Below are 22,242 nucleotides of genomic sequence, written 5' to 3'. Positions count from 1 at the left end.
CGCCCACCTGAGATGAGTCCGCCAAACCACAGGGCCCACGGCGGGCTCTCGCCTCAGGTGTACGTCACGGTCCCGGGTCTAGCCCGGGACGAGGGCTCACAATCCCGCGCTCACCGCGATCCAGTACGTCGCACCCGCGGCAACGTACGCCAGCCCGAACAGGTAGACGAGCATGAACGTCGGCCATTTCCAGCCGTTGGTCTCGCGCCGGGTCACCGCGATCGTCGACATGCACTGCGGCGCGAACACGAACCAGGCCAGGAAGGCGAGCGCCATCGGCAGCGTCCAGCGGCCCTTGAGCTGGTCGCCCAGTTCCTTGGCCTGCTCGTCCTCGTTGTCGCCCGCATCGACCGCATAAGTCGTCGCCAGCGAGGACACCGCCACCTCGCGCGCGGCCATGGCCGGGATCAACGCCAGCGCCATGTCGCGGTTGAAGCCGATCGGCTCGACGACGTAGGCGAGTCCATTGGCGATACGGCCGGCGATCGAGACGTCGACCTGGCTCTCGCCCGGCGTGGCCTTGGGGAAGTTGAGCATCAGCCACAGCACCACCGTGACCATGAAGATGATCGTGCCGGCCCGGCGCAGGAAGATCCACGCGCGCTGCCACAGGCCGATCGCCATGTCCTTTAGCCTCGGCATCTGGTACTTGGGCAGTTCCATGATGAAGCCCGAGGCGGCACCCTTGGTGATCGTCAGACGCATGATGAGCGCGACCACGATGGCGCCGACGATCCCGGCCAGGAACAGTGCGAACAGCACCATGCCCTGAAGCCCGATGCCCATCCCCACATCGGTGTTGGGAATGAAGGCGCCGATGATGACCGTGTAGACCGGCAGGCGCGCCGAGCAGGTCATCATCGGCGCGATCAGGATCGTCGTCAGCCGGTCCTTGGGATCGGTGATCGAGCGGGTCGCCATGATGCCGGGAATCGCGCAGGCGAAGCTCGACAGCAGCGGGATGAAGCTGCGCCCGGAAAGACCCACGAACGCCATCAGCCGATCCATCAGGAACGCCGCGCGCGCCATGTAGCCCGAGGCTTCCAGCGCCAGGATGAAGGCGAAGAGGATGACGATCTGCGGCAGGAACACGATCACCGAGCCGACGCCCGAAATCACGCCCTCGGTCAGCAGATCGCGCAGCAAGCTTGCCGGCAGAGTCGCCTGGACGCCGTCGTGCAGCGCACCGATGCCCGCCTCGATCCCGTCGGCGAAAGGTGTCGCCCAGGCGAATACCGCCTGGAACACGACGAAGAGGATCGCCAGCATGATCGCGAAGCCGAGCCAGGGATGCAGCAGCACCCGGTCGAGGCTGGCATGCATCCGGCGCTGCTTGGATTCGGAGAGGATCGCGGCATTGGCCATGGCATGGGCGGCGACGCGCCGCTCCGTCTGCCCGAGGTCGGTGAGGCCCGGCCCGGCATGGCGTTCTCCGGCAGACGCGATCGCCTCGCCCAGTTCGGCAAGGCCGCGGCGGCGGACGGCGACGGTCGGGATGACCGGCACGCCCAGCTCCTCGGCCAGCACGGCAGGGTCCAGCACCAGGCCGTCGCGTTCGGCGAGGTCCACCATGTTGAGCGCGATCACGGTCGGCTTTCCCAGCGCAAGCACTTCCTGCGCGAAGACGAGGTGCTGTTCGAGGTTGGACGCATCGAGCACCACCACCAGCACGTCGGGTATCGCTTCGCCCGGGAAGGCGCCGCGGATGACCTTGGAGGTCACTTCCTCGTCGGGGCTGGTCGGGTCGAGCCCGTAGGCGCCCGGCAGGTCGGTCATCTCCACCGGCTCGCCGGTGGGCAGCACGAAGCGGCCCGACTTGCGCTCCACGGTGACGCCCGGGTAGTTCGCGATCTTCTGGCGCGCGCCGGTCAGCGCGTTGAACAGCGCGCTCTTGCCCGCATTGGGATTGCCGACCAGAGCGACCTTGCGTTGACGGCTCACAGCGACTCCACTTCCATGGCTGCGGCATGGACACGGCGTACCGCCACGGTCATCCGCCCGACGGTGACGGCGACGGGGTCACGCCAGATCAGGATACCCCGGTGCGCCACGGAAACGCGGGCGCCCTCCTCGAGCCCGAGCGCGCGCAGCCGCTGCGCTTCTTCCGGGACGAGAGCGGTCCAGTCCACGGCGACGATGCGCGCGCCCTGGCCGACGGGGAGCAGGTCTAAGGTCATGCGGACCCGCTGCCAGATAACGCGGGTATTTGCAACTGGATCGCAATAGCCGAAACCGGAGGTTGCCCGTCGGCAAGGCCCAGCAACGAAAACGCTGTGCCCGGGCAGGCCAGGCGTCGGGGGAAGCGACAGATGCTTCCTGCCGCGCCTCAACGCGCCGGGTAGCGCATCCGTCCGAGCAGGCGGGTCATGCTGAAGCGCTCGTCGGGCTTGCGCAGGAACCGGGCCTTGGTCTTCTCGAAGCGCATGATGCCGTCGATCCGGCGCTCGAGGAAAGCGCGGGTCTCGGCCTTGTCCTCGCTCCTGTCGCGGGCGAAGACCTGGAGGGTCGCGGCGTAGATGCCGCCCAGGATCGCGCGCTTCGAGTAGTGGTTGTAGTCGGTGGCGGTATCACCCGCCAGCCGCCACATGGCGTCCGCGCTGCGCCAGCCCAGCCGCGCCGATGCCGCAAGGTTGCGCGGCATCGCCATGATCGAGAGCGCGCGGGTCAGCGCCTCCTCGCGTCCGGCGACCGCCTCGAGCCGCGCCCAGACCAGACGGCGGATGCGCTCGCGGATCTTGAGGTTGGACAGCGCGCTGCCAGAGACGCTGGCCGCCATCGTCGCATCGACGTGGTCGATCCAGGCGGAGATCATCGCCATGCCCCCCTCGCGAAAAGCGAAGGCGGCCAGTGCGGGATCGACGCCGGTCGCCGTGGCGGCTTGCGCGACCGCCTCGGCGGACCAGCCGTCGAACACGGCGGCATCGGCGATTGCGGGAGCCAGCCGACGGCGCAGGTCTTCGAGCGTTTCGTCCTCGGTCATCGGCGAATCCTCAGAACGTCGGACCGTAGACGGGCTTGGCCGTCTTGACGTTCTTCTTGGTGAAGGTGTCGATCGTGCTCAGCAGGTTCTGCCCGCCGCCCTCGATCTTGGCGTAGTCGCGCGCGCTTCGGCCGGAATTGTCTGCCCGATCGGGATTGGCGCCGGATTCGAGCAGCGCTTTCATCATCTGTGCGTCCTTGCGATGGACGGCGAAGATCAGCGGCGTCTCGCCCGCGTCGTTCGAGGTGTCGGGAAACGCCTTCTGGTCCAGCAACAGCGCCGCGCCTTCACGCCAGCCCAGGTTGACCGCGAGTTCGAGCGCGGTGCGGCCGCGATCGTCGGCGGCGTTGACGTTGGCGCCCTTGGCGATGAGGTAGCTCAGCCACGTCAGGTCGCGGCGCGCGGTGACGATATGCAGCGCGGTCTCGCCGGTGGTCACGTTCTTGGAGTTGACGATCTGTGAGGATTTCATCAACGCTTCCTCGACCTTGTCGCCTTCCTTCTTCTTGACCGCCTCGAGGAACTTGTAGCCGTCCGAGAAGTCGGCGCGCGCGGGACTGGCGAGCAGCAGGCTGGCGGCGAACGCCGGAATCGCCAGCTTCAGAACCGAGCGCGCGATACCCGTCACACGACGGCTCATCGTGCTACCGATCGAGATCTTCCACACTTCAACGTCCTTTCAAAGCACAGGTCTTTTGCGCGGTCCCGCCACCCGCGCCTTGCATGGGAGCGCTTAGCAGGTCATGAACCGCCACGCCATGACCTACCTGTTCCGCCGGATTGCACCGATTGCACTTGCGCTGGGCTCCCGCCTGACGTTGGGCCTGACGATGGCCCTGTCGCTGGCTGCCTGCCAGCAGCAGTCCGCAGAGGCCCCGCCCCTTGAAGGGGCCGCCATCGGCGGGCCCTTCACGCTGGTCGACAAGGGGGGCAAGACCGTCACCTGGGACCAGTTCAAGGGCCGCTGGCGGATCGTCTACTTCGGCTATACCTTCTGCCCCGACGCTTGCCCGCTCGACGTGCAGGCCATGATGCGGGGCTTTGCGAAGTTCGAGAAGAGCCACGCCGCGCAGGCCGCCAAAGTGCAGCCGATCTTCATCTCGATCGACCCGGCGCGTGACACCCCGCAGATCGTCGGCGAATGGACCGCCGCCTTCGGCCCGCGCCTGCTCGGCCTCACCGGCACCGCGCAGCAGGTGGACCAGGCCGCCAAGGCGTTCGCGTCCTATTACAAGAAGGGCGAGGAAACACCGGGCGGATACCTCATGGACCACAGCCGCATCGCCTATCTGATGGACCCGGACGGCAAGCCGATCGCCATGCTGCCGGTCGATCAGGGCCCCGAAGCGGTCGAGGCCGAACTTGCAAAGTGGGTGAAGTGAACGCGCCCACAGCGACAGGGGCCGGACCCAAGCCCTTCTGGGAGCTTCCTCTCGATCGGCTCAACCGCGAGGAATGGGAAGCCCTGTGCGATGGCTGCGGCCAGTGCTGCCTGCACAAGGTCGAGGACGAGGATACCGGCGAGATCTACCACACCAACGTAGCCTGCAAGCTGCTCAACCTCAAGACCGCACAGTGCAGCGACTATCCCAACCGCCGCAAGTTCGTGCCCGACTGCATGAAGCTGACCCCCGAGACGGCTGGCCGCCTCTCTTGGTTGCCGCCCAGTTGCGCCTATCGCCTGCGCGCCGACGGCGATCCGCTGCCGGAATGGCACTACCTCGTCTGCGGCGATCGCGACGCGGTGCACCGCGCCGGCATCTCGGTGGCGGGCAAGGTCATTTCCGAGACCGTGGCGGGGCCACTCGAAAACCACATCGTCTGGCCCTACGGCGAGGACGAGGAAGACAACGAAGGCGACGACTTCGACCACGCCCCCTGGGACATCGTCCCGCCCGAGCGGAAGGGCTGACCGCGATGCTCGACTGGCTGCGGCGCGATTCCACCGAAGAGCCCGTCGTCGAGGTTGCGGGCCGCCATTTGCCCGTGGTGATCCGCCGGCTGGAGCGGGCACGCCGCATGACCATGCGCCTGGCGCCCGACGGCAGCGAAGTGCGCATCTCGATCCCCCGCTGGACCCGCACCGCCGAAGCGCTCGCCTTCGCACAGAGCCGGCGCGACTGGCTGGCGCGGCAAGTCAACGCCTTGCCGGTAGGCGGCCCGGTGGGCGACGGCGCAGTGCTCCTCTTCCGCGGCGAGGCGCTGACGATCGCGCACGACGCGGCCGCCCCGCGCCGCCCTTCGCCCGAGCCCGGCCTGCTGCGCGTGGGCGGCCCCGCCGATTCGCTGTCGAGCCGCCTTGCCCGCTGGCTCCAGGCCGAAGCGCGCGAGATGCTCGTCGCCGACCTCGCCGAATACTGCGAACGCGCCGAACAGCCCCGCCCCGCCCTCGGCCTGTCGAGCGCGCAGCGACGCTGGGGCTCGTGCGCGCACGACGGCTCGATCCGCATCAACTGGCGGCTGGTCATGGCGCCCGACATGGTCCGCCGCTCGGTAGTGGCGCACGAAGTTGCGCACCTCGTCCACTTCGATCATTCGCCGGCGTTCCACCACTGCCTCAAGACGATCTTCGAAGGTTCGATCCACGAGGCCAATCGCTGGCTCAAGACGAACGGACGCACGCTCTACGTGCCGTTCGGGTAAGGTGCCACGGCGGCGCCCTCCCCGCACACGCCGCATTTGCAAACGCGCGCGTAACGCCTAGATAGCCTACCATGTCCCTGTTCAAGCGCTCCGGTTACTGGAAAGACGTCAGCCCGACCGGCATGGTCGGGGACTTCGTGGAAGTTTGGAAGCAGGCCGGCCACAATCGCTGGCGCATTGCCGCGGTGTCCGCCGCCTGCACGTTCGGCGTATTCTACCTGATGACCACGCAGGAGGGCAAAGCGCCGCACCTGCCTCCCAAGGTCACCTACATCTCGGTGCTCAAGGCCCACCGCACCGACGCCGAAATCGCGGCCGAGAACGCCGCCAACCAGGCCGCCAAGGAAGCGTGGGCCCGCGAGCAGGCGCGCCGCGACAAGGACGTGCGCGAGATGTACAAGACGATCGGGCGCATGTCGGGCATGGACGTCGACAAGATGGCGCGCGACGCCGACGCCGAGGACGCCGCCCGTGAAAAGGCCGAGCGCGACCGTGTCGAGGCGACCTTGCGTCGCTCGGGCGTCGCCAACCCCAAGCTGGCGCCGGACCCCGCCGGACAGTGAGCGACGACGCCCGCTGGCTCGCGGCGGCGGCCGCCCTCGCCGCGCGCGCACGCCCGCTGAGCCGCCCCAATCCCGGCGTCGGGGCGATCATCGTCCGCCACGGCATCGTCGTCGCCCGCGGCTGGACCCAGGCGGGAGGCCGCCCTCATGCCGAAGCCGTGGCGCTTGCCGACGCCGCCGACGCCGCGCGCGGCGCGACGCTCTACGTCACCCTGGAACCTTGCGCGCACCCATCGATACGCGGTCCGGCCTGCGCCGACCTCGTGAGCGCATCGGGCCTGGCGCGCGTGGTCGTCGGCTGCCTCGACCCCGATCCCCGAACGTCCGGTGCCGGCATCGCCCGCATCCGCAAGGCCGGGATCGCGGTCGACGTCCTCGCCTCCGAGCCCTGCATGCGCAGTCTCGCGGGATACCTGGCGACGAAACGCCTGGGCCGTCCCGAAATCACGCTCAAGCTCGCGCTCTCGCTCGATGGCTGCATCGCGCTGGCGAGCGGCGAGAGCCAGTGGATCACCGGAGCCCAAGCCCGCGCCCACACCCACGCCATGCGCGCCCGAGCCGACGCGATCCTCGTCGGCGGCGGCACCTTTCGCGCCGACCTCCCGCGCCTCGACGTGCGCCTGCCGGGCCTAGAACAACGCAGCCCGCAGCGCTGGGTCCTCACGCACGGGACGGCGCCAGAAGGCTGGCACGCCCTGCCCTCGCCCGAGGCGGTCGCCAAGATGGACGGCGTGCTCCACCTCTTCGTCGAGGGCGGCGCGAAGGCCGCGACCGCATTCCTCGCGGCCGGGCTCGTCGACCGCCTGCTGATCTACCGCGCCCCGGTGCTGCTGGGCGGCCGCCCGGCCCTCGGCGATTTCGGTCTTGCCGGCCTTGCGCAGGCCCATGGCAAATGGCGTCTGGCCGAGCGGCGCGTGCTTGGCAGCGACACGCTCGAAGTCTACGACGCGCGCAATCCTACAGAGAGCTAGTCCATGTTCACCGGAATCGTCACTGCCATCGGCACCATCCGCGAAGCCCGCCAGAGTGGCGACTTACGCGCGGTCATCGCCTGTCCGTTCGACCCCGCAGGCATCGCCATGGGCGCCTCGATCGCCTGCTCGGGCGTGTGCCTCACCGTGGTGGACAAGGGCGGCGCCGCCGGCGACGCCTGGTTCGCAGTCGACATCTCGGCCGAATCGGTGGCCCGCACCGTGGCGGGCCGCTGGGACCAGGGAACCTCCCTCAACCTCGAACCCGCGCTCAGGCTGGGGGACGAACTGGGCGGCCACATCGTCACCGGACACGTCGACGGCGTGGGCACCGTTGCCAGCATCACGCCGGTTGGCGATTCGCGTCGTTTCGTGATCGCCGCCCCCCGGGAACTCGCGCCCTACCTCGCGCCGAAGGGCTCGATCACGGTCGACGGCGTCTCGCTGACGGTCAACGAGGTGAGCGACGAGCCGGACGGCACCTGCCACTTCACGCTCAACATCATCCCGCACACCGCCGAAGTCACCACCATCGGCACGCTCGCGGCAGGTGACGGGGTGAACCTGGAGATCGACGTCCTGGCGCGCTACCTCCAGCGAATGCAGTCTCTGCGGGCATAGTACAGCCGCGCCGGAGCCGGAGGGATTGCCCCATTCCATCCCGGCCACATGCCGCATCGGCCTCTTCCACCTTGCCGTGCCGCTCCCCGGCGGCAACCGCAGGCCCGTTCGCGGGTTTTCGGGAGCCGAGCACTGGTGGAGGAGGAACGACCATGGGCAGAACGCTGCTTGCCTGAACCGTTGAGCGAAGAAGCGCGCCGCCGGTCCGATGCGATCCGCGTCGCGCGCGTGATCTGCATCGCCGGCGTCGTCTACGTCCATGCCTGGACCGGCCTCGACGGCTACACCCTGGACCTCGTGCGGGGGACCCCGCAGGAAGTGCTGCGCTGGGTGCTGATGGAGGTCTTCGGGCGCAGCGCCGTGCCCCTGCTGGGGCTGATTTCCGGCTGGCTGGTCGCCGGATCGAGCCGGACGCGCGACTGGCGCAGCCACATCACCCGCAAGGCACGCACGATCCTGCTGCCGATGGCGCTGTGGAACATGCTCGCGATCGTGCTGGTCTCGGGAGCCGCGTGGCAGTTCGGGCTGGCAGCGCCAGTGCCACAATCGCCGGGCTGGCTGCTGGAAGAGATCCTCATCGTCACCCGCCCTCCCGACATCAACGTACAGATGCCGTTCCTGCGCGACCTGTTCCTGTGCATGGTGGCAGCGCCGCTGCTGGTTCGCCTGCCGACGCGCGCGCTCGCCCTCGTTGCGATCGCCGCCGGGACCTGCCAGGTCCTGGGCATCGGGCCGCCGGTGATCCTGCGCGCCTCGATCCTGATGTTCTTCACCCTCGGCGTGATCGCCCGCCGCACCGACCTGGCCGACCGCGTGGCGTCGCGACCGCTACTGCCGGCCTTGCTGCCTTTCCTCGTACTCATGCCGATCCACCTGTACATAACGGTCGGCGACGTCCGGCCCTTCGATACTCTTCGCGAAGCCGCGCTCGACCTGGCGGTGCGGATCGCCGCCTCGCTCGCGGTCTGGCGCCTGGCCTGGGCCATCGCCGGGACGCGCATGGCGCCGGTGCTACAGAAGATCGAACCCTACATGTTCTTCTACTTCTGCGCGCACCTCATCCTGCTGTGGCTGTTGGGCCCCGTGATCGGGGGACTGACGGGCAAGCTCGGCTCGCCGCTCTATCCGATCTACCTGCTGGCGCAGCCGTTCTTGATCCTGGGCGCGGTGATCCTGATCGCCCGGCTTCTCCTGAGCGTTGCACCCGGCGCGGCTAAAGTGTTCAGTGGCGGGCGGCTGACGCGGTCGACGCCGAAAGTCGCGGGGTAATTCCGCTCACGAGTGCTGAAACAGCGGCCCCGGCATGAGCGTGAGCGAAACGAGGCCCCACAGCGCGATCGCCACCAGCACGCCGCCGATCCACTGCGTCAGGTTGGTAGAGGCGGCGCGCCGCGTCACCAGCGCACCCAGCGGCGCGGCGACGACGCCGCCGATCAGCAGGCCCGATGCGGCCAGGGCGAAGGACTGCAGCCCCAGCGTGCCGATGAACGCCGAGAGCACCGTTACCGTCACGAAGAACTCGGCAGCGTTCACGGTGCCCACCGCCATGCGCGGGGTCATCCCCTGCGCAATCAGGCTGCCCGTCGTCACCGGCCCCCAGGCGCCGCCGAACGAATCGAGGAAACCGGCGAGCAGGCCCAGCGGCCCGACCATGCGCATGCGCCGGTAGGCCTGCGCCCGCCGGGACCCGCGCCAGATCAGATAGAGCCCGATCGCGGCGAGATAGACCAGCACCACCGGCCGCACGAAGTCCAGGTGCAGGTGGGTCAGCGCCCAGACCCCCGCGAGCCCCCCGGCGATGCCTGGTATCACGAGGCGTGCGAACAGCGGCCAGTCGACGTTACGCTGCAGGGCGTGGGCCATGCCCGAGACGCTGCTGGTGAAGCCCTCCACCGTATGCGTGACCGAGGACGCCATCGCCGGGGGAAGGCCAAGCACGACGAGCAGCGAATTGGCGATGACCCCGAAGGCCATGCCCAGTGCGCTGTCCACGAGCTGGGCGAGGAACCCCGCGATGATGAACGGCGCCAGTTCCGCCCACGGGATCGCCGAGAAGTCGATCATGCCCCGCCTCCCTTGCGAAGCCGCGACTTGCCAAAACGACCCGCCGGCGCGGTGAGCAGGAACAGCACCGGGAAACTGAGCGCGAAGAACGAAAGCGCCCCGCTCACCACCGGCTCGGCCCCTGCCAGCCAGGGCAGCACCGCCGCCCAGATCGCCACGGCGAGGACGACCATGAGCGTGCGCTCCTGCGCGCGGTCGTCGAGGCCGGTCAGCTCGGAAGCGACGCGGCCTTCGAACAGGCTGCGCAGGCCCACGCCCACCGGACTGCGGCGATCGACCAGCATGCGGGGAAACGAGGCCTGGGCCAGTGCCCCGAGCCCGGCGGCGACCATGCGCAGGCCCACGGCGCTGGCGAAGCGGCGGAATTCGGTGTTGCGGTCGGTGATCGAGCGAAGGCCGGCGCGTCCGCCGAAGACCATGTCGGACAGCGCAGTGCTCTCGGCCGGGAGCGGCGTCCGCTCGCGCGCGGCGTCCTGCGTCGCGACCACCCATTCGAGGATCGCGGTCGGCACGTCCATGCCCGTGGCGCGCTCCAGCCCCTGGAAGCCGGGGGCGGAGTTGGCCTCGCAGATGCGGTAGCCGTCCTCGTCGAAGAGGATGTCGATGCCGGTGATGTCGAGTTCCAGCACGTCGGCGGCCTGCACTGCCAGCTCGGCCATCTCCTGCGGCGGGTTGTAGGCCACGCCGACGCCGCCCAGCGAGACATTGGACTTGAACCCGCCGGTCAGCGAGCGCCGCTCCATCGCCGCGACCACCCGCCCGCCGACCACCAGCACGCGCACGTCGCGCCCGTGGCTGGCGCGCACATAGTGCTGGAGGATGAAGTCGGCCTTCGCCTCGGCGCTTTCGAGCAGCCCTGCAAGATCCTCGAACTGACTGCGGTCCTCGCACTTGAGGACACCGGCACCGCGCGTGCCCTTGAGCGTCTTGACGATCACCGGGAAGCCCAGCTCGCGCTCGACGAGGTCGACGTCGACCGGGAACGTGCCCAGGATCGTGCGCGGAATCGGCAGGCCCGCGCGGTTGAGGGTCTGGAGGGTGTGCAGCTTGTCGGACACCATCTCGATCGTCGCCGGACTGTTGACCAGACGCACGCCGCGGCGCTCGAAGTGGCGCAGCAGGGCGAGCGTAAAGTAGTCGGTCTCGGCGCCGGTGCGGCAGATCACGAAGTCGGGCCGCTGCACGCTCTGGCCCTGGTACTTCATCGCCCAGTCGCTGCCGGTGCCCACGACCAGCTCGAACTGGTGGGGGCGGAAGACGTGCAGCTCGATACCCATCGCGCCCGCCGCCTCCTGGAAGCGGAAGACCTCGGGCACTTCCGGGATTGCCGGGTCGAGTTCATGCTGAAAGAGAATCCAGCCGCGCAATGCGTTACGTCCCCGATAAGTCGCTGACAGGGCGAGTGATGCGAGCCGCCGCGCGTGCGGTTGACCTGCCTTGCGCTCTCATCGCCTGCCACGCACCCGGTTGCAACCCCGCGAGTTGAACGTGCCGCCTGAACAAGGCGTCCCGCTGCCAACGTCTGTCTTTGTCCCTTCACCTGCGCCGCGCCCGTCCCTAGATTGCCCGGGAACCGGCAGGAAAGGCCCGAGCGCTTGCAGACAATCGACAATGCCGCCACCCCGGACGGGACCGTCCACGCAGACATGGTGGCGATCCCCGGCGGGACTTTCACCATGGGGTCGGAGCGCTTCTATCCCGAGGAAGCACCGTTGCGCCGGGTTTCCGTCGACGCCTTCCGGATCGACCGGACGCCGGTGACCAACCGCCAGTTCGCCGCCTTCGTCGCGGCTACCGGCCACACCACCGTCGCCGAGATGGCGCCCGACCCGAAGGACTACCCCGGCATGGCGCCCGGCATGGCCCGCGCCGGATCGCTGGTCTTCCACAAGACCGCGACGCCGGTAGACACCGCCAACCCCGCCAACTGGTGGCGCTTCGAGTTCGGCGCCTGCTGGCGCCACCCGCTCGGCCCCGGCAGCGACGTCGACAGCCTCGGTCTATGGGACCATCCGGTGGTCCAGGTCGCCTATGCCGATGCCGAGGCCTACGCCGCATGGGCGGGCAAGGACCTGCCGACCGAAGCCGAGTTCGAATTCGCCTCACGCGGCGGGCTCGAGGGCAAGGACTATGCCTGGGGCGACGAATTGAACCCCGGTGGCGCGATGCTCGCCAACACCTGGCAAGGCCTGTTCCCCTTCGCCAACCAGATGCTCGACGGCTGGGAACGCACTTCGCCGGTCGGCAGCTTCCCCGCGAACGGCTACGGCCTGTTCGACATGATCGGCAACACCTGGGAATGGACGCGCGACTGGTGGAGCGACAAGCCGGAAGCGCCCAAAGGCAAGTCCTGCTGCGCGCTCGACAATCCGCGCGGAGCCAAACTCAAGGACAGCTTCGATCCGGCGCAGCCGGGGGTGCGGATCGGCCGCAAGGTCATCAAGGGCGGGTCGCACTTGTGCGCCCCCAACTATTGCCAGCGCTACCGCCCCGCCGCCCGCCATCCGGAGATGGTCGATACTTCGACCACCCACATCGGCTTCCGCTGCGTGGTGCGGGGAGGCCAGGGTTCGTCCGCTTGAGGCGGAGGCTCACGAGCCCGCACCCGATCCACGTTTTGTTTAGGAAAATCCCCTAAGCGACCGGAGCAGGTTGGTAGGGTCGGGAATTCATGGGGGCAGACGCGCATACTATGCTGTTGCTGACAGGCGGCATCGCCTTCGTCGCGGCGGCATTCCTTCTCATCGAATGGCAGTCGCTGCGCGAACGCTTCCTTCTGAGCTTCGCCGCCGGCTTCCTGTCGATCACGGTCGGCTGCTCGCTGGCACCGCTGCGGGAGACGGGCTCGTTCGTGCTCGGCATCTGGCTGTCGAACTCGATGTTGCCGTTGGCGCACTTGTGCTTCCTCCACGCCACCGCATCGTTCTCGGGTCGCAGGCTGGCGCGCTCCTGGTGCCTCGTTCCCTTGGGCTGCTCCATCCTGATGGCGCTGCCGGGCATGGGCGACCAGGCGCTGTCGCTGTTCAATGCCGCCGCCGTCGCGCTACTGTCGATCGCCGCCGCACGGCTCCTGCTTGGCAACCAGCGCAAACCGAACCGCTCCGAGACGCGGATGCTGGTCTGCACCTTCCTGTTTCACGGCGGCTTCTACGCGCTCAAGGCGACGTGCGCCTTCGCTCCGGGTGCATTCGTCGATCTTTCCCGTTACGCCGGCACGATGATCCCGATCTCGCTGTTCGAGGGTGTGCTCGTGGCGGTCGCGCTGGCTATGTCGATCGCGAGTGCCCTGCGGCGCCGGCGCGAAGACCACGCCACCCGCCTCGCCGAGAGCGATGCGCTCACCGGCCTGCTCAACCGTCGCGGCTTCGAGCGACGCGCCGACCGGCAACTGGCGCGGCCGAGCGACGGCGGCGCGCTGCTGCTGATCGACATCGACCACTTCAAGACGGTCAACGACTGTTTCGGCCACCAGGAAGGCGACCGGCTTCTCGTTGCGCTGGGCGAGTACCTACGGGCCCGCAGTCCCGTGGGCGCGATCGTCGGGAGGCTGGGCGGGGACGAGTTCGCGGTGATGCTGCCCCGCCTCGACGAGGCCCGGGCGCTGCAGTTCGCGCAGGACCTGTGCGCCGGTTTCGGCCAGCGCGTGGGACCGGGAAACTGCGGCACCCTGAGCATCGGCTGCGCGACCTTCGGAGCCGGCCCGGGCGACTGGTCGGACCTCCATCTGCAGGCCGACCGCGGCCTCTACGTGGCCAAGAGTGGGGGCCGCAACCGTGCCGGCATCACGAGGCTCCACGCCAACGGCCCGGAAAGCGCCAGCAGCTTCCTCTTCCCCCTCGCGGCCAACGGCTGAGCACGGCGCCCCGGCGTCGGCCATTTCACGCAAATCGGCGTCGACCGGGGAACCGCGAGACGCGCAACGGGTTGTTCCGTCCACGGAAGGTGTGCGGGGATGCGCCTACCGGACCGCGAAGGGACAATAAGGGGAATGGCGCGCAGCGAAGAGCAGGGCGACGGGTTCATGGGACTCGGGGGCGATCTGGCGCGTCGCATCGCCAGGCACGACTGGGCCGCGACGCCGATCGGTCCGATCGCGCAGTGGCCCGTCAGCCTGAGCCACACCGTCGGCATGATGCTGCCCTCCCCGGTTCCGATGGTACTGCTCTGGGGCCCTGACGGGGTCATGCTCTATAACGATGCCTACTCCCGCTTCGCGGGCGGGCGCGATGCCAGGCTGCTCGGCTCCAACGTGCGCGATGGCTGGGACGAGATCGCAGAATTCAACGACAACGTGATGCGCGTGGGCCTTGCCGGAGGCACGCTGAGCTATCGCGACCACGCCCTCATGCTCCACCGCGACGGTCGCCCGGAGCAGGTCTGGATGGACCTCGACTATTCGCCCGTCCGCGGCGAGGACGGGCAGCCCGCGGGCGTCATCGCCATCGTCGTCGAAACGACCGAGGCGCACCTGGCCAGCGAGGCGCTCAGGCAAAGCGAAACCCGGCTGCGCTTCCTCGACGACCTGGGCCGCGCCGTCGCCGACTGCCGGAGCGCCGCCCAGGTACTGGAGATCACCACCCGCCTCACCGCCGAACACCTGGGGCTGTCCAACTGCGCCTACGCCGACATGGACGGCAACGGCGACGGCTTCACCATCCGCGGCGACTGGCATGCGCCCGGCTCGCCGTCGATCGTCGGGCACTACAGCCTGGCCGACTTCGGCGTCCTGGCGGTGCGCGAACTGACCGCCGGGCGCCCGCTCATCATCAACGACAACGCGGTGGAGATCGCCCCGGACGAGGCGCGGACGTTCCAGGACATCGGCGTCGCCGCGACGATCTGCATGCCGCTCGTGAAGGAGCGCCGCCTGACCGCCCTCATGGCCATCCACCACAGCCGTCCGCATGACTGGACCGACTACGAGCTGAGCGTGATCCACGAGGTGACCGAACGGTCCTGGGCCCACATCCAGCGCGTCGGGGCCGAAGGGCTGCTGCGCGAGCGGGAGGAATACAACCGCCAGATCCTCGACGGCGCGACCGACTACGGCATCGTGGCCGCAGACATCGACGGAAGGGTCACCTTGTGGAACGCCGGCGCCGCCGCGATGCTGGGATGGACCGAGGCGGAGATGCTGGGCCAGCCGATCGACCTGTTCTTCACGCCCGAGGACCGCGCGGCCGACCGCCCCGCCGCCAAGCGCCGCGAGGCACTGGAGACCGGGCGCGTCCACGACGCGCGCTGGCACTTGCGCAAGTCCGGCGCGCGCTTCTGGGGACTGAGCGAAATGTCCCCGCTGCACGACGAGGCCGGCCGGGCGATCGGCTTCGTCAAGCTCATGCGCGACCGCACCTACGAACACGAGGCGCAGGAAGCTTTGCGCCAGAGCGAGGACCAGTTGCGGCGGGCGCAAGTGGCGGGCGGGGTCGGGCTGTTCTCGATCGACATCGCCCGCAACACCATCGACGGCACGGACGAGTTCCGCCGGATCTTCGGGCTCGAGGCGGGTGCCCCCATCTCGCCCGAGCTGATCGAGCGTATCGTCATCCCCGACGATCGCCACCTCACGTCGAACAGTGCCCGTCGCCATGCCGCGAGCGCGCCCCTCGACGTGGAGTACCGCATTCGTCGCCCCGATACCGGCGAGGAACGGGTGATCGCCCGCAAGGCCGACTTCGAACTCGACGCGGCCGGCAACCCGGTGCGCATGGTCGGCGCGGTGCAGGACGTCACCGAAAAGCGGCAAACCCAGCTTGCCCTGGAGACTAGCGAAGCCCAGTTCGCCGCCCTGGCGCAGAACATGCCCACGCAAGTGTGGACCGCCGGCGCCGACGGCCGCTTCGACTGGTTCAACGACCGGGTCTATGCCTATTCCGGCGAGCCGCGCGGCAGTTTCGACGGTGATCGCTGGACCAGCATCCTCCACCCCGACGACCGCCCCGTCGCGATCGAGCGCTGGTCCGCCTCGCTCGCCACCGGCGACGTCTTCGACGCCGAGTTCCGCCTGCGCGACGCCCATGGGCAGTACCGCTGGCACCTCTCGCGCGCCGTGCCGCTGACCGACGCGCGCGGGCGCATTTCCGCGTGGGTGGGCACCAATACCGAAATCGAGGCGCAGAAGCAGGCCGAGGCCGCCTATGCGCAGGACCGCGACCGCCTGTGGAACATCAGCCGCGACCTGATGCTGGTCTGCGATTTCGCCGGCCAGATCACCGCGGTCAACCCGTCGACCGAGCGCCTGCTGGGCTGGCACGAGGGCGAGATGCTGGGCCGCCGCATCGCCTCGTTCGTCCACCCCGACGATCGCGAGGCGACCGCCGCCGAAGTCGCCAAGCTCTCCACCGGCGTCCGCACGATCGCCTTCGAGAATCGCTACCGCACCAAGGAGGGCGACTATCGCCTGCTCGCCTGGACCGCCGTCCCCGACGAACAGCGCATCCACGCCGTCGGTCGCGACATCACCGACCAGCGAGCGGTCGAGGACGCCCTGCGCCAAAGCCAGAAGATGGAGGCGGTAGGCCAGCTCACCGGCGGCATCGCGCACGATTTCAACAACCTGCTGCAGGGCATCACCGGCAGCCTCGACGTCATGCACAACCGGCTGGCGCAGGGCCGAACCCAGGACCTCGATCGCTGGCTGACCGGCGCGCGCACTTCGGCCGAGCGCGCGGCGGCACTGACCCACCGCCTGCTCGCCTTCTCGCGCCGCCAGCCGCTAGACCCCCGGCCGGTGCGCACCAACCCGCTGGTCGCCTCGATGGAAGACATGCTGCGCCGCACGCTGGGCGAGCACATCGAGCTGGCCTTCGTCCTCGCCGGCGGCCTGTGGCTGACGCGCTGCGATCCCAACCAGCTCGAAAGCGCGATCCTCAATCTCGTCATCAACGCCCGCGACGCCATGCCCGGTGGCGGCAGGCTGACGATCGAGACCTGCAACGCCCATCTCGACGCTCACTACGTGGCCCGCCAGCGCGACGTGAAGCCCGGCCAGTACGTGTGCCTCGCCATCACCGACACGGGCGTGGGCATGAGCCGCGAGACCGCCGCGCGCGCCTTCGAGCCGTTCTTCACCACCAAGCCGATCGGCCAGGGCACGGGCCTTGGCCTGTCGATGATCTACGGTTTCGCGCGCCAGTCCGAGGGTTATGCGCGGATCTATTCCGAGGAGGGAGTGGGCACCACCGTCAAACTCTACCTGCCCCGCCACCTTGGCGCCGAAGGCGCGCAGGACGCGGCCGGCCTGCGCGACAGCCCGCCGACAGCGCGGCAGGGCGAAGTCGTACTGGTGGTCGAGGACGAACCGGTCGTGCGCGGCCTCATCCTCGAAGTGCTGGACGAGCTTGGCTACCAGGCGATCGAGGCCGCCGACGGGCCCTCGGGCCTCGCGATCCTGCAGTCGCAGCGCCGCATCGACCTGCTCGTGACCGATATCGGCCTGCCCGGTCTCAATGGCCGCCAGGTCGCCGATGCGGGGCGTGCAGCGCGCCCCGACCTGAAGGTCCTGTTCATGACCGGCTATGCCGAAAACGCGGCGATGGCCTCGGGATTCCTCGAACCAGGCATGGCGATGATTACCAAACCGTTCGCCATCGACATGCTCGCCGGGCGAATCCGCGAAATCATCGAGAATTGAATGGCCTTGCCCAAGGGCCCGTGCGCTGCCAATACCATTTGCACAATGCGATGCACCGTGCATCGCCAAGGGCCTGCCGATGTCTGAGCAAATACCCAACTTCAACGGAATGCGGGTCCTCGTGGCGGAGGACGAGTTCCTCGTCTCGATGCTGCTCGAGGAAATGCTCGACGACCTGGGATGCCGGGTCGTCGGCCCTTACGCCACGCTGTCGGCCGCGCTCGACGGCGCCCGCAACGAGGCTTTCGACGTCGCCGTGATCGACCTCAACCTGGCCGGCGAGAAAGCCGACCCGATCATCGCCGAAGTCAGCGCGCGCGAGATTCCGCACGCGATCGCCAGCGGCGGCTACGACGCAGGCACCGGCCATCGTCCCACCGTCCTGCTCGACAAGCCCTACAGCTCGGCCCAACTGGAACAGGCGATGCAGGTCCTCCACGCCGCACTGGAAGACCGATAACAGGTATCGCCCGGGCGTCCCGTATGGCCGGCGCCGGTCAGGCGCTGACCAGCACGAACGGGATCGTCACGTAGCCACGCACCGCCATCGCCGTTCCGCCGCTCATCATCGGCGACCAGCGCCAGCGCTTCACTGCCGCGAGCGCCGCACGGTCCAGCCGCTGGCTACCGCTGCTTCCCGCGACCTGGATGTCCTTGACCGCGCCGTCGGTGCCGACCAGCACCAGCAGCTTGACCGTGCCCTGTTCGCGGGCGCGGCGGGATTCGGTGGGATAGGTGGGCGGCTTGGCGAAGAGCACCTTGCTCGACAGGTCCCCGCCTTCCAGCGTCGTCGACGGAGCTGGGGCGACAGCCGGCGGAGCGCCGACCTTGACGCCCTCGCTCGCCGCGACGGGCGGGGCGGGCGGCGGCGGCACGTCGACCATGACCTGGACCGGCCCCTGCGAGGGCAGTTCGATCATCGGCTTGGGCGCGACGGTCTGAATCTTGGCGGCAGGGGTATCGAGCTTGGTCGGTTCGGGCGGCGGTGGCGGCGGAGTGATGTCGAGTTCGTGGATGTCGACAGTCGTCAGGTGCGCCTGCGGCTTGTGTGCGGCCACGATGTTGAGCGTGGCCATGGCTGCGACGATCCCGAGGATCGCCCCCGTAGAGGCCAGCAACGCCACCGCGCGCGAACCCTTCGACGGCTGGTAGGTTGACCGCTCGAAGACGGCAGACGGCAACACCGCCGAGTCGCGCGGGACATGTGGATGCTCCCCGGCCAAATCGACGGACTGGTCCCACGCCCTGTCAGTGGCCGGGATATCGGCGAACTCATCCAGTGCGAAAACCGCGAGTGTCGCCAATTGTAACCTCCTGCCAACCACTATTGCGAGTGATTTGCATATACACTAAGCAGCTGCTCGTCCAGAGGGCACACGGCTCAAAAACGGCATGCGGCGGCACGCCATCTTGCCGGCGTGCACCTCTCCCCAGACACGAAGGATGCGACTCCCTTGGAAGCTGCCGATGCCCTTGACCGACACGCCGACGATCCGCGTGTGACGGGTGCGCCGGCGAACGCCGAACCGGCTCCTGCCACCCGCGCGCGCCGGACGGCCAAGCCCAAGGCCACACCGAAGAAAAACAAGAAGGCCCGGGCTTTCTGGCTCAAGCAATTGCACACCTGGCACTGGGTCAGCGCAGCGATTTCGCTGGCGGCGATGCTGCTGTTCTCGGCGACCGGCATCACGCTGAACCACGCCGCCTCGATCGGCGCGGAGCCGGTGGTGACCAAGAGCGAAGGCAAGCTGCCCGCCGCTCTGCTCGCCCGCCTCCCGGCGCCGGGCGACGCCACCGACCCGCTGCCCGCCGACGTGGCGAAGGCGGTCGCCGGGACCGTGCCGCTCGATCCCGCCGGGCGGGCCGCCGACTGGTCGGCCGACGACGAGGTGTACGTCGCCATGCCTGGGCCCGGGCGAGACGCCTGGGTCAGCATCGACCGCACGACCGGCACCGTCACCGCCGAAGTGACCGACCGCGGCTGGATTTCCTATCTCAACGACTTGCACAAGGGTCGCAACACCGGCAGCGCCTGGTTCTGGTTCATCGACCTGTTCGCCATCGCCTGCGTGATCTTCACCCTGACCGGCCTGCTCCTGCTGCAGCTGCATGCCCGGCACCGGCCGATGACCTGGCCGCTGGTGGGCCTGAGCCTCATCGCGCCGCTGCTGCTGGCGCTCCTTTTCATCCACTGACGAGAAAGCCCGTGATGACCCGATCGAAGATCCTGCCCGCGCTGCCGCTGCTGGCTGCCGGTACGATAGCCACTCCGGCGCTGGCCGCCTCGGTGACCATCACCATCCCGCAGGTCAAGGTGGCCGAATACCACCGTCCTTACGTCGCGGCCTGGGTGGAGCCCGTGGCCGGCGGCAACGCGCGCACGATCTTCGTGTGGTACGACGTCAAGAAGGCCGGCCGCGAGCCCGGCACCAAGTGGCTGGCGGACTTGCGCTCCTGGTGGCGCAAGGGCGGCAGCGCCATGAAGATGCCCGCCGACGGCCTGAGCGGCGCCACCCGTGCGCCCGGCAGCTACACCGTGCCGATCCCTGCCAACCTGCCGGCCGGCCAGTACGTCCTCAAGGTCGAGGCCGCGCGCGAGACGGGCGGGCGCGAACTCGTTTCGGTGCCCTTCTCGATTCCCGCCAAGGGCGGCTCGGCATCGGGCAAGACCGAACTGGGCAGCATCACCATCCGCTGACTTTCACGACCATTTTCCAAACAGGGGAATTGAAATGCGCTTCCGCACCATCCTGATCGCCGTCGCGGCCTCGTCCGCGCTGGCCACGCCGGCGCTCGCCCACCGTCAGTGGCTGCTTCCCTCGACCACCACGCTGGCCGGCGCCAGCGAGTACGTCACCGTCGATGCCGCCGTCTCGAACGACCTGTTCTACGCCGACCATGTCGCCATCGACCCCGCGCAAGTCTCCGTCTGGGCCCCCGACGGGACCGAAGCCAAGATCGAGAACCCGGCCAAGGGGCGCTATCGCGGGACCTTCGACGTCGCCATCAACAAGCCGGGAACATGGAAGATCGGCATGCAGCGCTCCTCGATCGGCGGGACTTTCAAGGTCGGCACCGAAGAATGGCGCGTGGGCGGCCGCATGCGTCCCCCTGGCGCGCCGGGTGCCGGCGGCGGCCCCGGTGCCGGCGCTCCTGCCGGAGGTCCCGGTGGCCCCGGAGGCCCCGGAGGCCCCGGGGGTCCCGGGGGTCCGGGCGGCCGGCCGCCGCGCATGGTCGCCACCGTTTCCGACATCCCGGCCAATGCGACCGACATCAAGCTGAACGAATCGCTCTCCACCTACGCCGTCTACGTCTCGTCCGATGCGCCGACCAAGGGCGTGCTGACCCCGACCGGCAAGGGCCTCGAGTTCGACCCGATCACCCATCCCGACGCACTCGTCTCGGACGAGGAGGCGCAGTTCCGTTTTCTCGTCGATGGCAAGCCGGCGGCAGGCGTGAAGGTCACGATCGTCCCCGGCGGCAAGAAGTACCGCGAATCCGAGGACGCCCAGGAACTGACCACCGGCGCCGACGGCGTGCTGAAGGTCAAGTGGCCGGTCGCCGGCATGTACTGGCTAAACGCCACCGCCGAGGACACAAAGCCCAGCGACAAGCGCGCGCAAACCCGTCGCATGTCGTTCACCAGCACGCTGGAAGTCGTCGCGCCCTGACCGGCGTGACCACGTGACCATGCGTCTTGCCGTCCCGCTTGCGATCGACCCGTCCTGCTTCGCCTCCTGGCGACAGGACGCGCCGGTGGCGGTGCTGGAGGGCGAGACCATGGGCACGACCTGGCGCGTCAAGATCGCCGCGCCTCCCGGATTCGAGCGCGCGACGATTCTCGCCGCCATCGAGGCGCGGCTGGAGACGATCCTCGCGCAGATGAGCCACTGGCGCGCGGAGTCCGTCCTCGGTCGCTTCAACCGCGCACCGGGGGGGGCATGGCACACCCTGCCCGCGGACTTCGCGCTGGTGATGGAGACCGCGCTCGACGTCGCCGAACGCTCCGCCGGTGCTTTCGATCCGGCGATCGGCGCCCTCGTCGACATCTGGGGTCACGGGCCGGTGCAGGTGGCCCGCCCGCCGCAACCCGCCGAAGTGGCCCGGGCCCTGGCCCAGTCCGGCTTCCGTCGCCTCGCCCACGACCGCCACCCTCCGCGGCTGCGCCAGCCTGGCGGCCTGCGCCTCGACCTGTCCGGCATCGCCAAGGGCTTCGCGGTCGACGCCTTGGCCCGCCTCCTGCGCGACCACCGCTGCGAGCATGCCCTCGTCGAGATCGGCGGGGAACTCGCGGGCCTCGGCCTGAGGCCCGACGGCGATCCCTGGTGGGTCGAGCTGGAGACACCTGCCCCAGCAATCGCCCCTCTAGCCATCGCCCCTCTAGCCATCGCCCCCTTGCGCATCGCGCTGCACCAGCTCGCCGTCGCGACCTCGGGCGACTACGTCCGCGGGCGCCACACCATCGATCCCCGCAGCGGGTGCCCAGTCGACCATGCCATGGCAATCAGCGTGATCCATCCTTCGGCGATGCTCGCCGACGCGTGGGCGACCGCACTGGGCGTCCTCGAACCAACCGCGATGCAAGCGCTTTGCCTGCGCGAAAGGCTCGCCGTGCGTGCCCTGGTCCGGCGCGGCGACGAAGCTGTCGAATGGATCAGCCCCGCGCTCGACGCGATGATCGGACCGACCGACGAGACGTAGCCAGGGGCGCCACCCCTCATCGCCCGACGGAAAACCGAGAAATTCCTTATATTTCGAGCGATGAAA

Annotated in this window: 22 protein-coding genes; 15 read left to right on the top strand and 7 right to left on the bottom strand. The window is 68.9% G+C overall.

Annotation, left to right across the window (positions count from 1 at the left end; genetic code table 11):
• Positions 1-96 precede the first annotated feature (96 nt).
• The 4 genes from ACFFDA_RS27280 to ACFFDA_RS27265 all read right to left on the bottom strand — a co-directional run bounded on the left by ACFFDA_RS27280 (position 97) and on the right by ACFFDA_RS27265 (position 3,620).
• Positions 97-1,941, bottom strand: a complete 1,845-nt coding sequence (locus ACFFDA_RS27280) for a ferrous iron transporter B (protein ID WP_404480390.1) — start codon at positions 1,939-1,941, stop codon at positions 97-99.
• On the bottom strand, positions 1,938-2,177 hold the full coding sequence (locus ACFFDA_RS27275) for a ferrous iron transport protein A (protein WP_404480389.1): 240 nt from the start codon (positions 2,175-2,177) through the stop codon (positions 1,938-1,940). The genes ACFFDA_RS27280 and ACFFDA_RS27275 overlap by 4 nt, the downstream gene beginning before the upstream one ends.
• A 149-nt stretch (positions 2,178-2,326) precedes the next feature.
• Positions 2,327-2,980 (bottom strand): COQ9 family protein, encoded by a 654-nt coding sequence (locus ACFFDA_RS27270; RefSeq protein WP_404480388.1) that lies wholly within the window; start codon positions 2,978-2,980, stop codon positions 2,327-2,329.
• A 10-nt stretch (positions 2,981-2,990) separates the two neighbouring features.
• Complete coding sequence (locus ACFFDA_RS27265) at positions 2,991-3,620, bottom strand: ankyrin repeat domain-containing protein (RefSeq protein ID WP_404482894.1); 630 nt, start codon at positions 3,618-3,620, stop codon at positions 2,991-2,993.
• 103 nt (positions 3,621-3,723) lie between these two features.
• Between ACFFDA_RS27265 and ACFFDA_RS27260 the strand changes: the two genes are divergently transcribed.
• The 7 genes from ACFFDA_RS27260 (at position 3,724) to ACFFDA_RS27230 (ending at position 9,047) form a co-directional block, all read left to right on the top strand.
• Complete coding sequence (locus ACFFDA_RS27260) at positions 3,724-4,362, top strand: SCO family protein (protein WP_404480387.1); 639 nt, start codon at positions 3,724-3,726, stop codon at positions 4,360-4,362.
• Positions 4,350-4,892 carry a YcgN family cysteine cluster protein gene (locus ACFFDA_RS27255; protein WP_404480386.1) on the top strand — a complete coding sequence of 181 codons (543 nt, stop codon included), beginning with the start codon at positions 4,350-4,352 and terminating at the stop codon, positions 4,890-4,892. The genes ACFFDA_RS27260 and ACFFDA_RS27255 overlap by 13 nt, the downstream gene beginning before the upstream one ends.
• Before the next feature lie 5 nt (positions 4,893-4,897).
• Positions 4,898-5,623 (top strand): M48 family metallopeptidase, encoded by a 726-nt coding sequence (locus tag ACFFDA_RS27250; RefSeq protein WP_404480385.1) that lies wholly within the window; start codon positions 4,898-4,900, stop codon positions 5,621-5,623.
• 71 nt (positions 5,624-5,694) lie between these two features.
• A complete protein-coding gene (locus tag ACFFDA_RS27245) occupies positions 5,695-6,186 on the top strand; it encodes a hypothetical protein (RefSeq protein ID WP_404480384.1) in 492 nt (163 codons plus the stop codon).
• On the top strand, positions 6,183-7,157 hold the full coding sequence (gene ribD, locus ACFFDA_RS27240; RefSeq protein ID WP_404480383.1) for a bifunctional diaminohydroxyphosphoribosylaminopyrimidine deaminase/5-amino-6-(5-phosphoribosylamino)uracil reductase RibD: 975 nt from the start codon (positions 6,183-6,185) through the stop codon (positions 7,155-7,157). The genes ACFFDA_RS27245 and ribD overlap by 4 nt, the downstream gene beginning before the upstream one ends.
• Before the next feature lie 3 nt (positions 7,158-7,160).
• Positions 7,161-7,778 (top strand): riboflavin synthase, encoded by a 618-nt coding sequence (locus ACFFDA_RS27235; RefSeq protein ID WP_404480382.1) that lies wholly within the window; start codon positions 7,161-7,163, stop codon positions 7,776-7,778.
• Positions 7,779-7,946: 168 nt separating this feature from the next.
• The gene (locus ACFFDA_RS27230; RefSeq protein WP_404480381.1) at positions 7,947-9,047 is read left to right on the top strand and encodes an acyltransferase; all 1,101 of its coding nucleotides are present in this window, start codon (positions 7,947-7,949) and stop codon (positions 9,045-9,047) included.
• Between the two features lie 6 nt (positions 9,048-9,053).
• On the opposite strand, the gene ACFFDA_RS27225 is transcribed toward ACFFDA_RS27230, so the two are convergent.
• On the bottom strand, positions 9,054-9,842 hold the full coding sequence (locus ACFFDA_RS27225; protein ID WP_404480380.1) for a sulfite exporter TauE/SafE family protein: 789 nt from the start codon (positions 9,840-9,842) through the stop codon (positions 9,054-9,056).
• Positions 9,839-11,209, bottom strand: coding sequence for a RimK family alpha-L-glutamate ligase (locus ACFFDA_RS27220; protein ID WP_404480379.1), 1,371 nt, complete (start codon positions 11,207-11,209; stop codon positions 9,839-9,841). Before ACFFDA_RS27220 ends, ACFFDA_RS27225 begins: the two co-directional genes overlap by 4 nt.
• A gap of 279 nt (positions 11,210-11,488) precedes the next feature.
• Here ACFFDA_RS27220 and ACFFDA_RS27215 point away from each other — a divergent pair, with 279 nt between their 5' ends.
• The 4 genes from ACFFDA_RS27215 to ACFFDA_RS27200 all read left to right on the top strand — a co-directional run bounded on the left by ACFFDA_RS27215 (position 11,489) and on the right by ACFFDA_RS27200 (position 17,935).
• Positions 11,489-12,424 carry a formylglycine-generating enzyme family protein gene (locus ACFFDA_RS27215; protein WP_404482893.1) on the top strand — a complete coding sequence of 312 codons (936 nt, stop codon included), beginning with the start codon at positions 11,489-11,491 and terminating at the stop codon, positions 12,422-12,424.
• 110 nt (positions 12,425-12,534) lie between these two features.
• Positions 12,535-13,695: a GGDEF domain-containing protein gene (locus ACFFDA_RS27210; RefSeq protein ID WP_404480378.1), complete on the top strand. Its 1,161-nt coding sequence runs from the start codon at positions 12,535-12,537 to the stop codon at positions 13,693-13,695.
• A gap of 135 nt (positions 13,696-13,830) precedes the next feature.
• Positions 13,831-17,475, top strand: a complete 3,645-nt coding sequence (locus ACFFDA_RS27205; protein WP_404480377.1) for a PAS domain S-box protein — start codon at positions 13,831-13,833, stop codon at positions 17,473-17,475.
• Between the two features lie 79 nt (positions 17,476-17,554).
• The gene (locus ACFFDA_RS27200; protein WP_404480376.1) at positions 17,555-17,935 is read left to right on the top strand and encodes a response regulator; all 381 of its coding nucleotides are present in this window, start codon (positions 17,555-17,557) and stop codon (positions 17,933-17,935) included.
• 37 nt (positions 17,936-17,972) lie between these two features.
• Here ACFFDA_RS27200 and ACFFDA_RS27195 read toward each other — a convergent pair whose 3' ends face one another.
• On the bottom strand, positions 17,973-18,779 hold the full coding sequence (locus ACFFDA_RS27195; protein WP_404480375.1) for an energy transducer TonB: 807 nt from the start codon (positions 18,777-18,779) through the stop codon (positions 17,973-17,975).
• A 195-nt stretch (positions 18,780-18,974) separates the two neighbouring features.
• Here ACFFDA_RS27195 and ACFFDA_RS27190 point away from each other — a divergent pair, with 195 nt between their 5' ends.
• The 4 genes from ACFFDA_RS27190 to ACFFDA_RS27175 are packed head-to-tail and all read left to right on the top strand — an operon-like array spanning position 18,975 to position 22,176.
• The gene (locus ACFFDA_RS27190) at positions 18,975-19,670 is read left to right on the top strand and encodes a PepSY-associated TM helix domain-containing protein (RefSeq protein ID WP_404482892.1); all 696 of its coding nucleotides are present in this window, start codon (positions 18,975-18,977) and stop codon (positions 19,668-19,670) included.
• Between the two features lie 14 nt (positions 19,671-19,684).
• Positions 19,685-20,173 (top strand): DUF2271 domain-containing protein, encoded by a 489-nt coding sequence (locus ACFFDA_RS27185; protein ID WP_404480374.1) that lies wholly within the window; start codon positions 19,685-19,687, stop codon positions 20,171-20,173.
• Between the two features lie 34 nt (positions 20,174-20,207).
• Positions 20,208-21,146, top strand: a complete 939-nt coding sequence (locus ACFFDA_RS27180) for a DUF4198 domain-containing protein (RefSeq protein ID WP_404480373.1) — start codon at positions 20,208-20,210, stop codon at positions 21,144-21,146.
• Between the two features lie 19 nt (positions 21,147-21,165).
• Positions 21,166-22,176, top strand: coding sequence for an FAD:protein FMN transferase (locus ACFFDA_RS27175; RefSeq protein ID WP_404482891.1), 1,011 nt, complete (start codon positions 21,166-21,168; stop codon positions 22,174-22,176).
• Positions 22,177-22,242 lie beyond the last annotated feature (66 nt).

The organism is Novosphingobium sp. BL-52-GroH (genome assembly GCF_044813085.1).
Lineage (GTDB): Bacteria > Pseudomonadota > Alphaproteobacteria > Sphingomonadales > Sphingomonadaceae > Novosphingobium.
Note: the sequence above shows the minus strand (reverse complement) of the source record. Positions and strands in the feature narration are given on the sequence as shown.

Bases quoted from the DNA above. Each gene is read 5' to 3' on its own strand.
- ACFFDA_RS27180 (WP_404480373.1), top strand. From the start codon at position 20,208: ATGCGCTTCCGCACCATCCTGATCGCCGTCGCGGCCTCGTCCGCGCTG.
- ACFFDA_RS27205 (WP_404480377.1), top strand. From the start codon at position 13,831: ATGGCGCGCAGCGAAGAGCAGGGCGACGGGTTCATGGGACTCGGGGGC.
- ACFFDA_RS27235 (WP_404480382.1), top strand. From the start codon at position 7,161: ATGTTCACCGGAATCGTCACTGCCATCGGCACCATCCGCGAAGCCCGC.
- ACFFDA_RS27265 (WP_404482894.1), bottom strand. From the start codon at position 3,620: ATGAGCCGTCGTGTGACGGGTATCGCGCGCTCGGTTCTGAAGCTGGCG.
- ACFFDA_RS27175 (WP_404482891.1), top strand. From the start codon at position 21,166: ATGCGTCTTGCCGTCCCGCTTGCGATCGACCCGTCCTGCTTCGCCTCC.
- ACFFDA_RS27215 (WP_404482893.1), top strand. From the start codon at position 11,489: ATGGTGGCGATCCCCGGCGGGACTTTCACCATGGGGTCGGAGCGCTTC.
- ACFFDA_RS27245 (WP_404480384.1), top strand. From the start codon at position 5,695: ATGTCCCTGTTCAAGCGCTCCGGTTACTGGAAAGACGTCAGCCCGACC.
- ACFFDA_RS27185 (WP_404480374.1), top strand. From the start codon at position 19,685: ATGACCCGATCGAAGATCCTGCCCGCGCTGCCGCTGCTGGCTGCCGGT.
- ACFFDA_RS27200 (WP_404480376.1), top strand. From the start codon at position 17,555: ATGTCTGAGCAAATACCCAACTTCAACGGAATGCGGGTCCTCGTGGCG.
- ACFFDA_RS27260 (WP_404480387.1), top strand. From the start codon at position 3,724: ATGAACCGCCACGCCATGACCTACCTGTTCCGCCGGATTGCACCGATT.
- ACFFDA_RS27250 (WP_404480385.1), top strand. From the start codon at position 4,898: ATGCTCGACTGGCTGCGGCGCGATTCCACCGAAGAGCCCGTCGTCGAG.
- ACFFDA_RS27210 (WP_404480378.1), top strand. From the start codon at position 12,535: ATGCTGTTGCTGACAGGCGGCATCGCCTTCGTCGCGGCGGCATTCCTT.
- ACFFDA_RS27275 (WP_404480389.1), bottom strand. From the start codon at position 2,177: ATGACCTTAGACCTGCTCCCCGTCGGCCAGGGCGCGCGCATCGTCGCC.
- ACFFDA_RS27270 (WP_404480388.1), bottom strand. From the start codon at position 2,980: ATGACCGAGGACGAAACGCTCGAAGACCTGCGCCGTCGGCTGGCTCCC.
- ACFFDA_RS27225 (WP_404480380.1), bottom strand. From the start codon at position 9,842: ATGATCGACTTCTCGGCGATCCCGTGGGCGGAACTGGCGCCGTTCATC.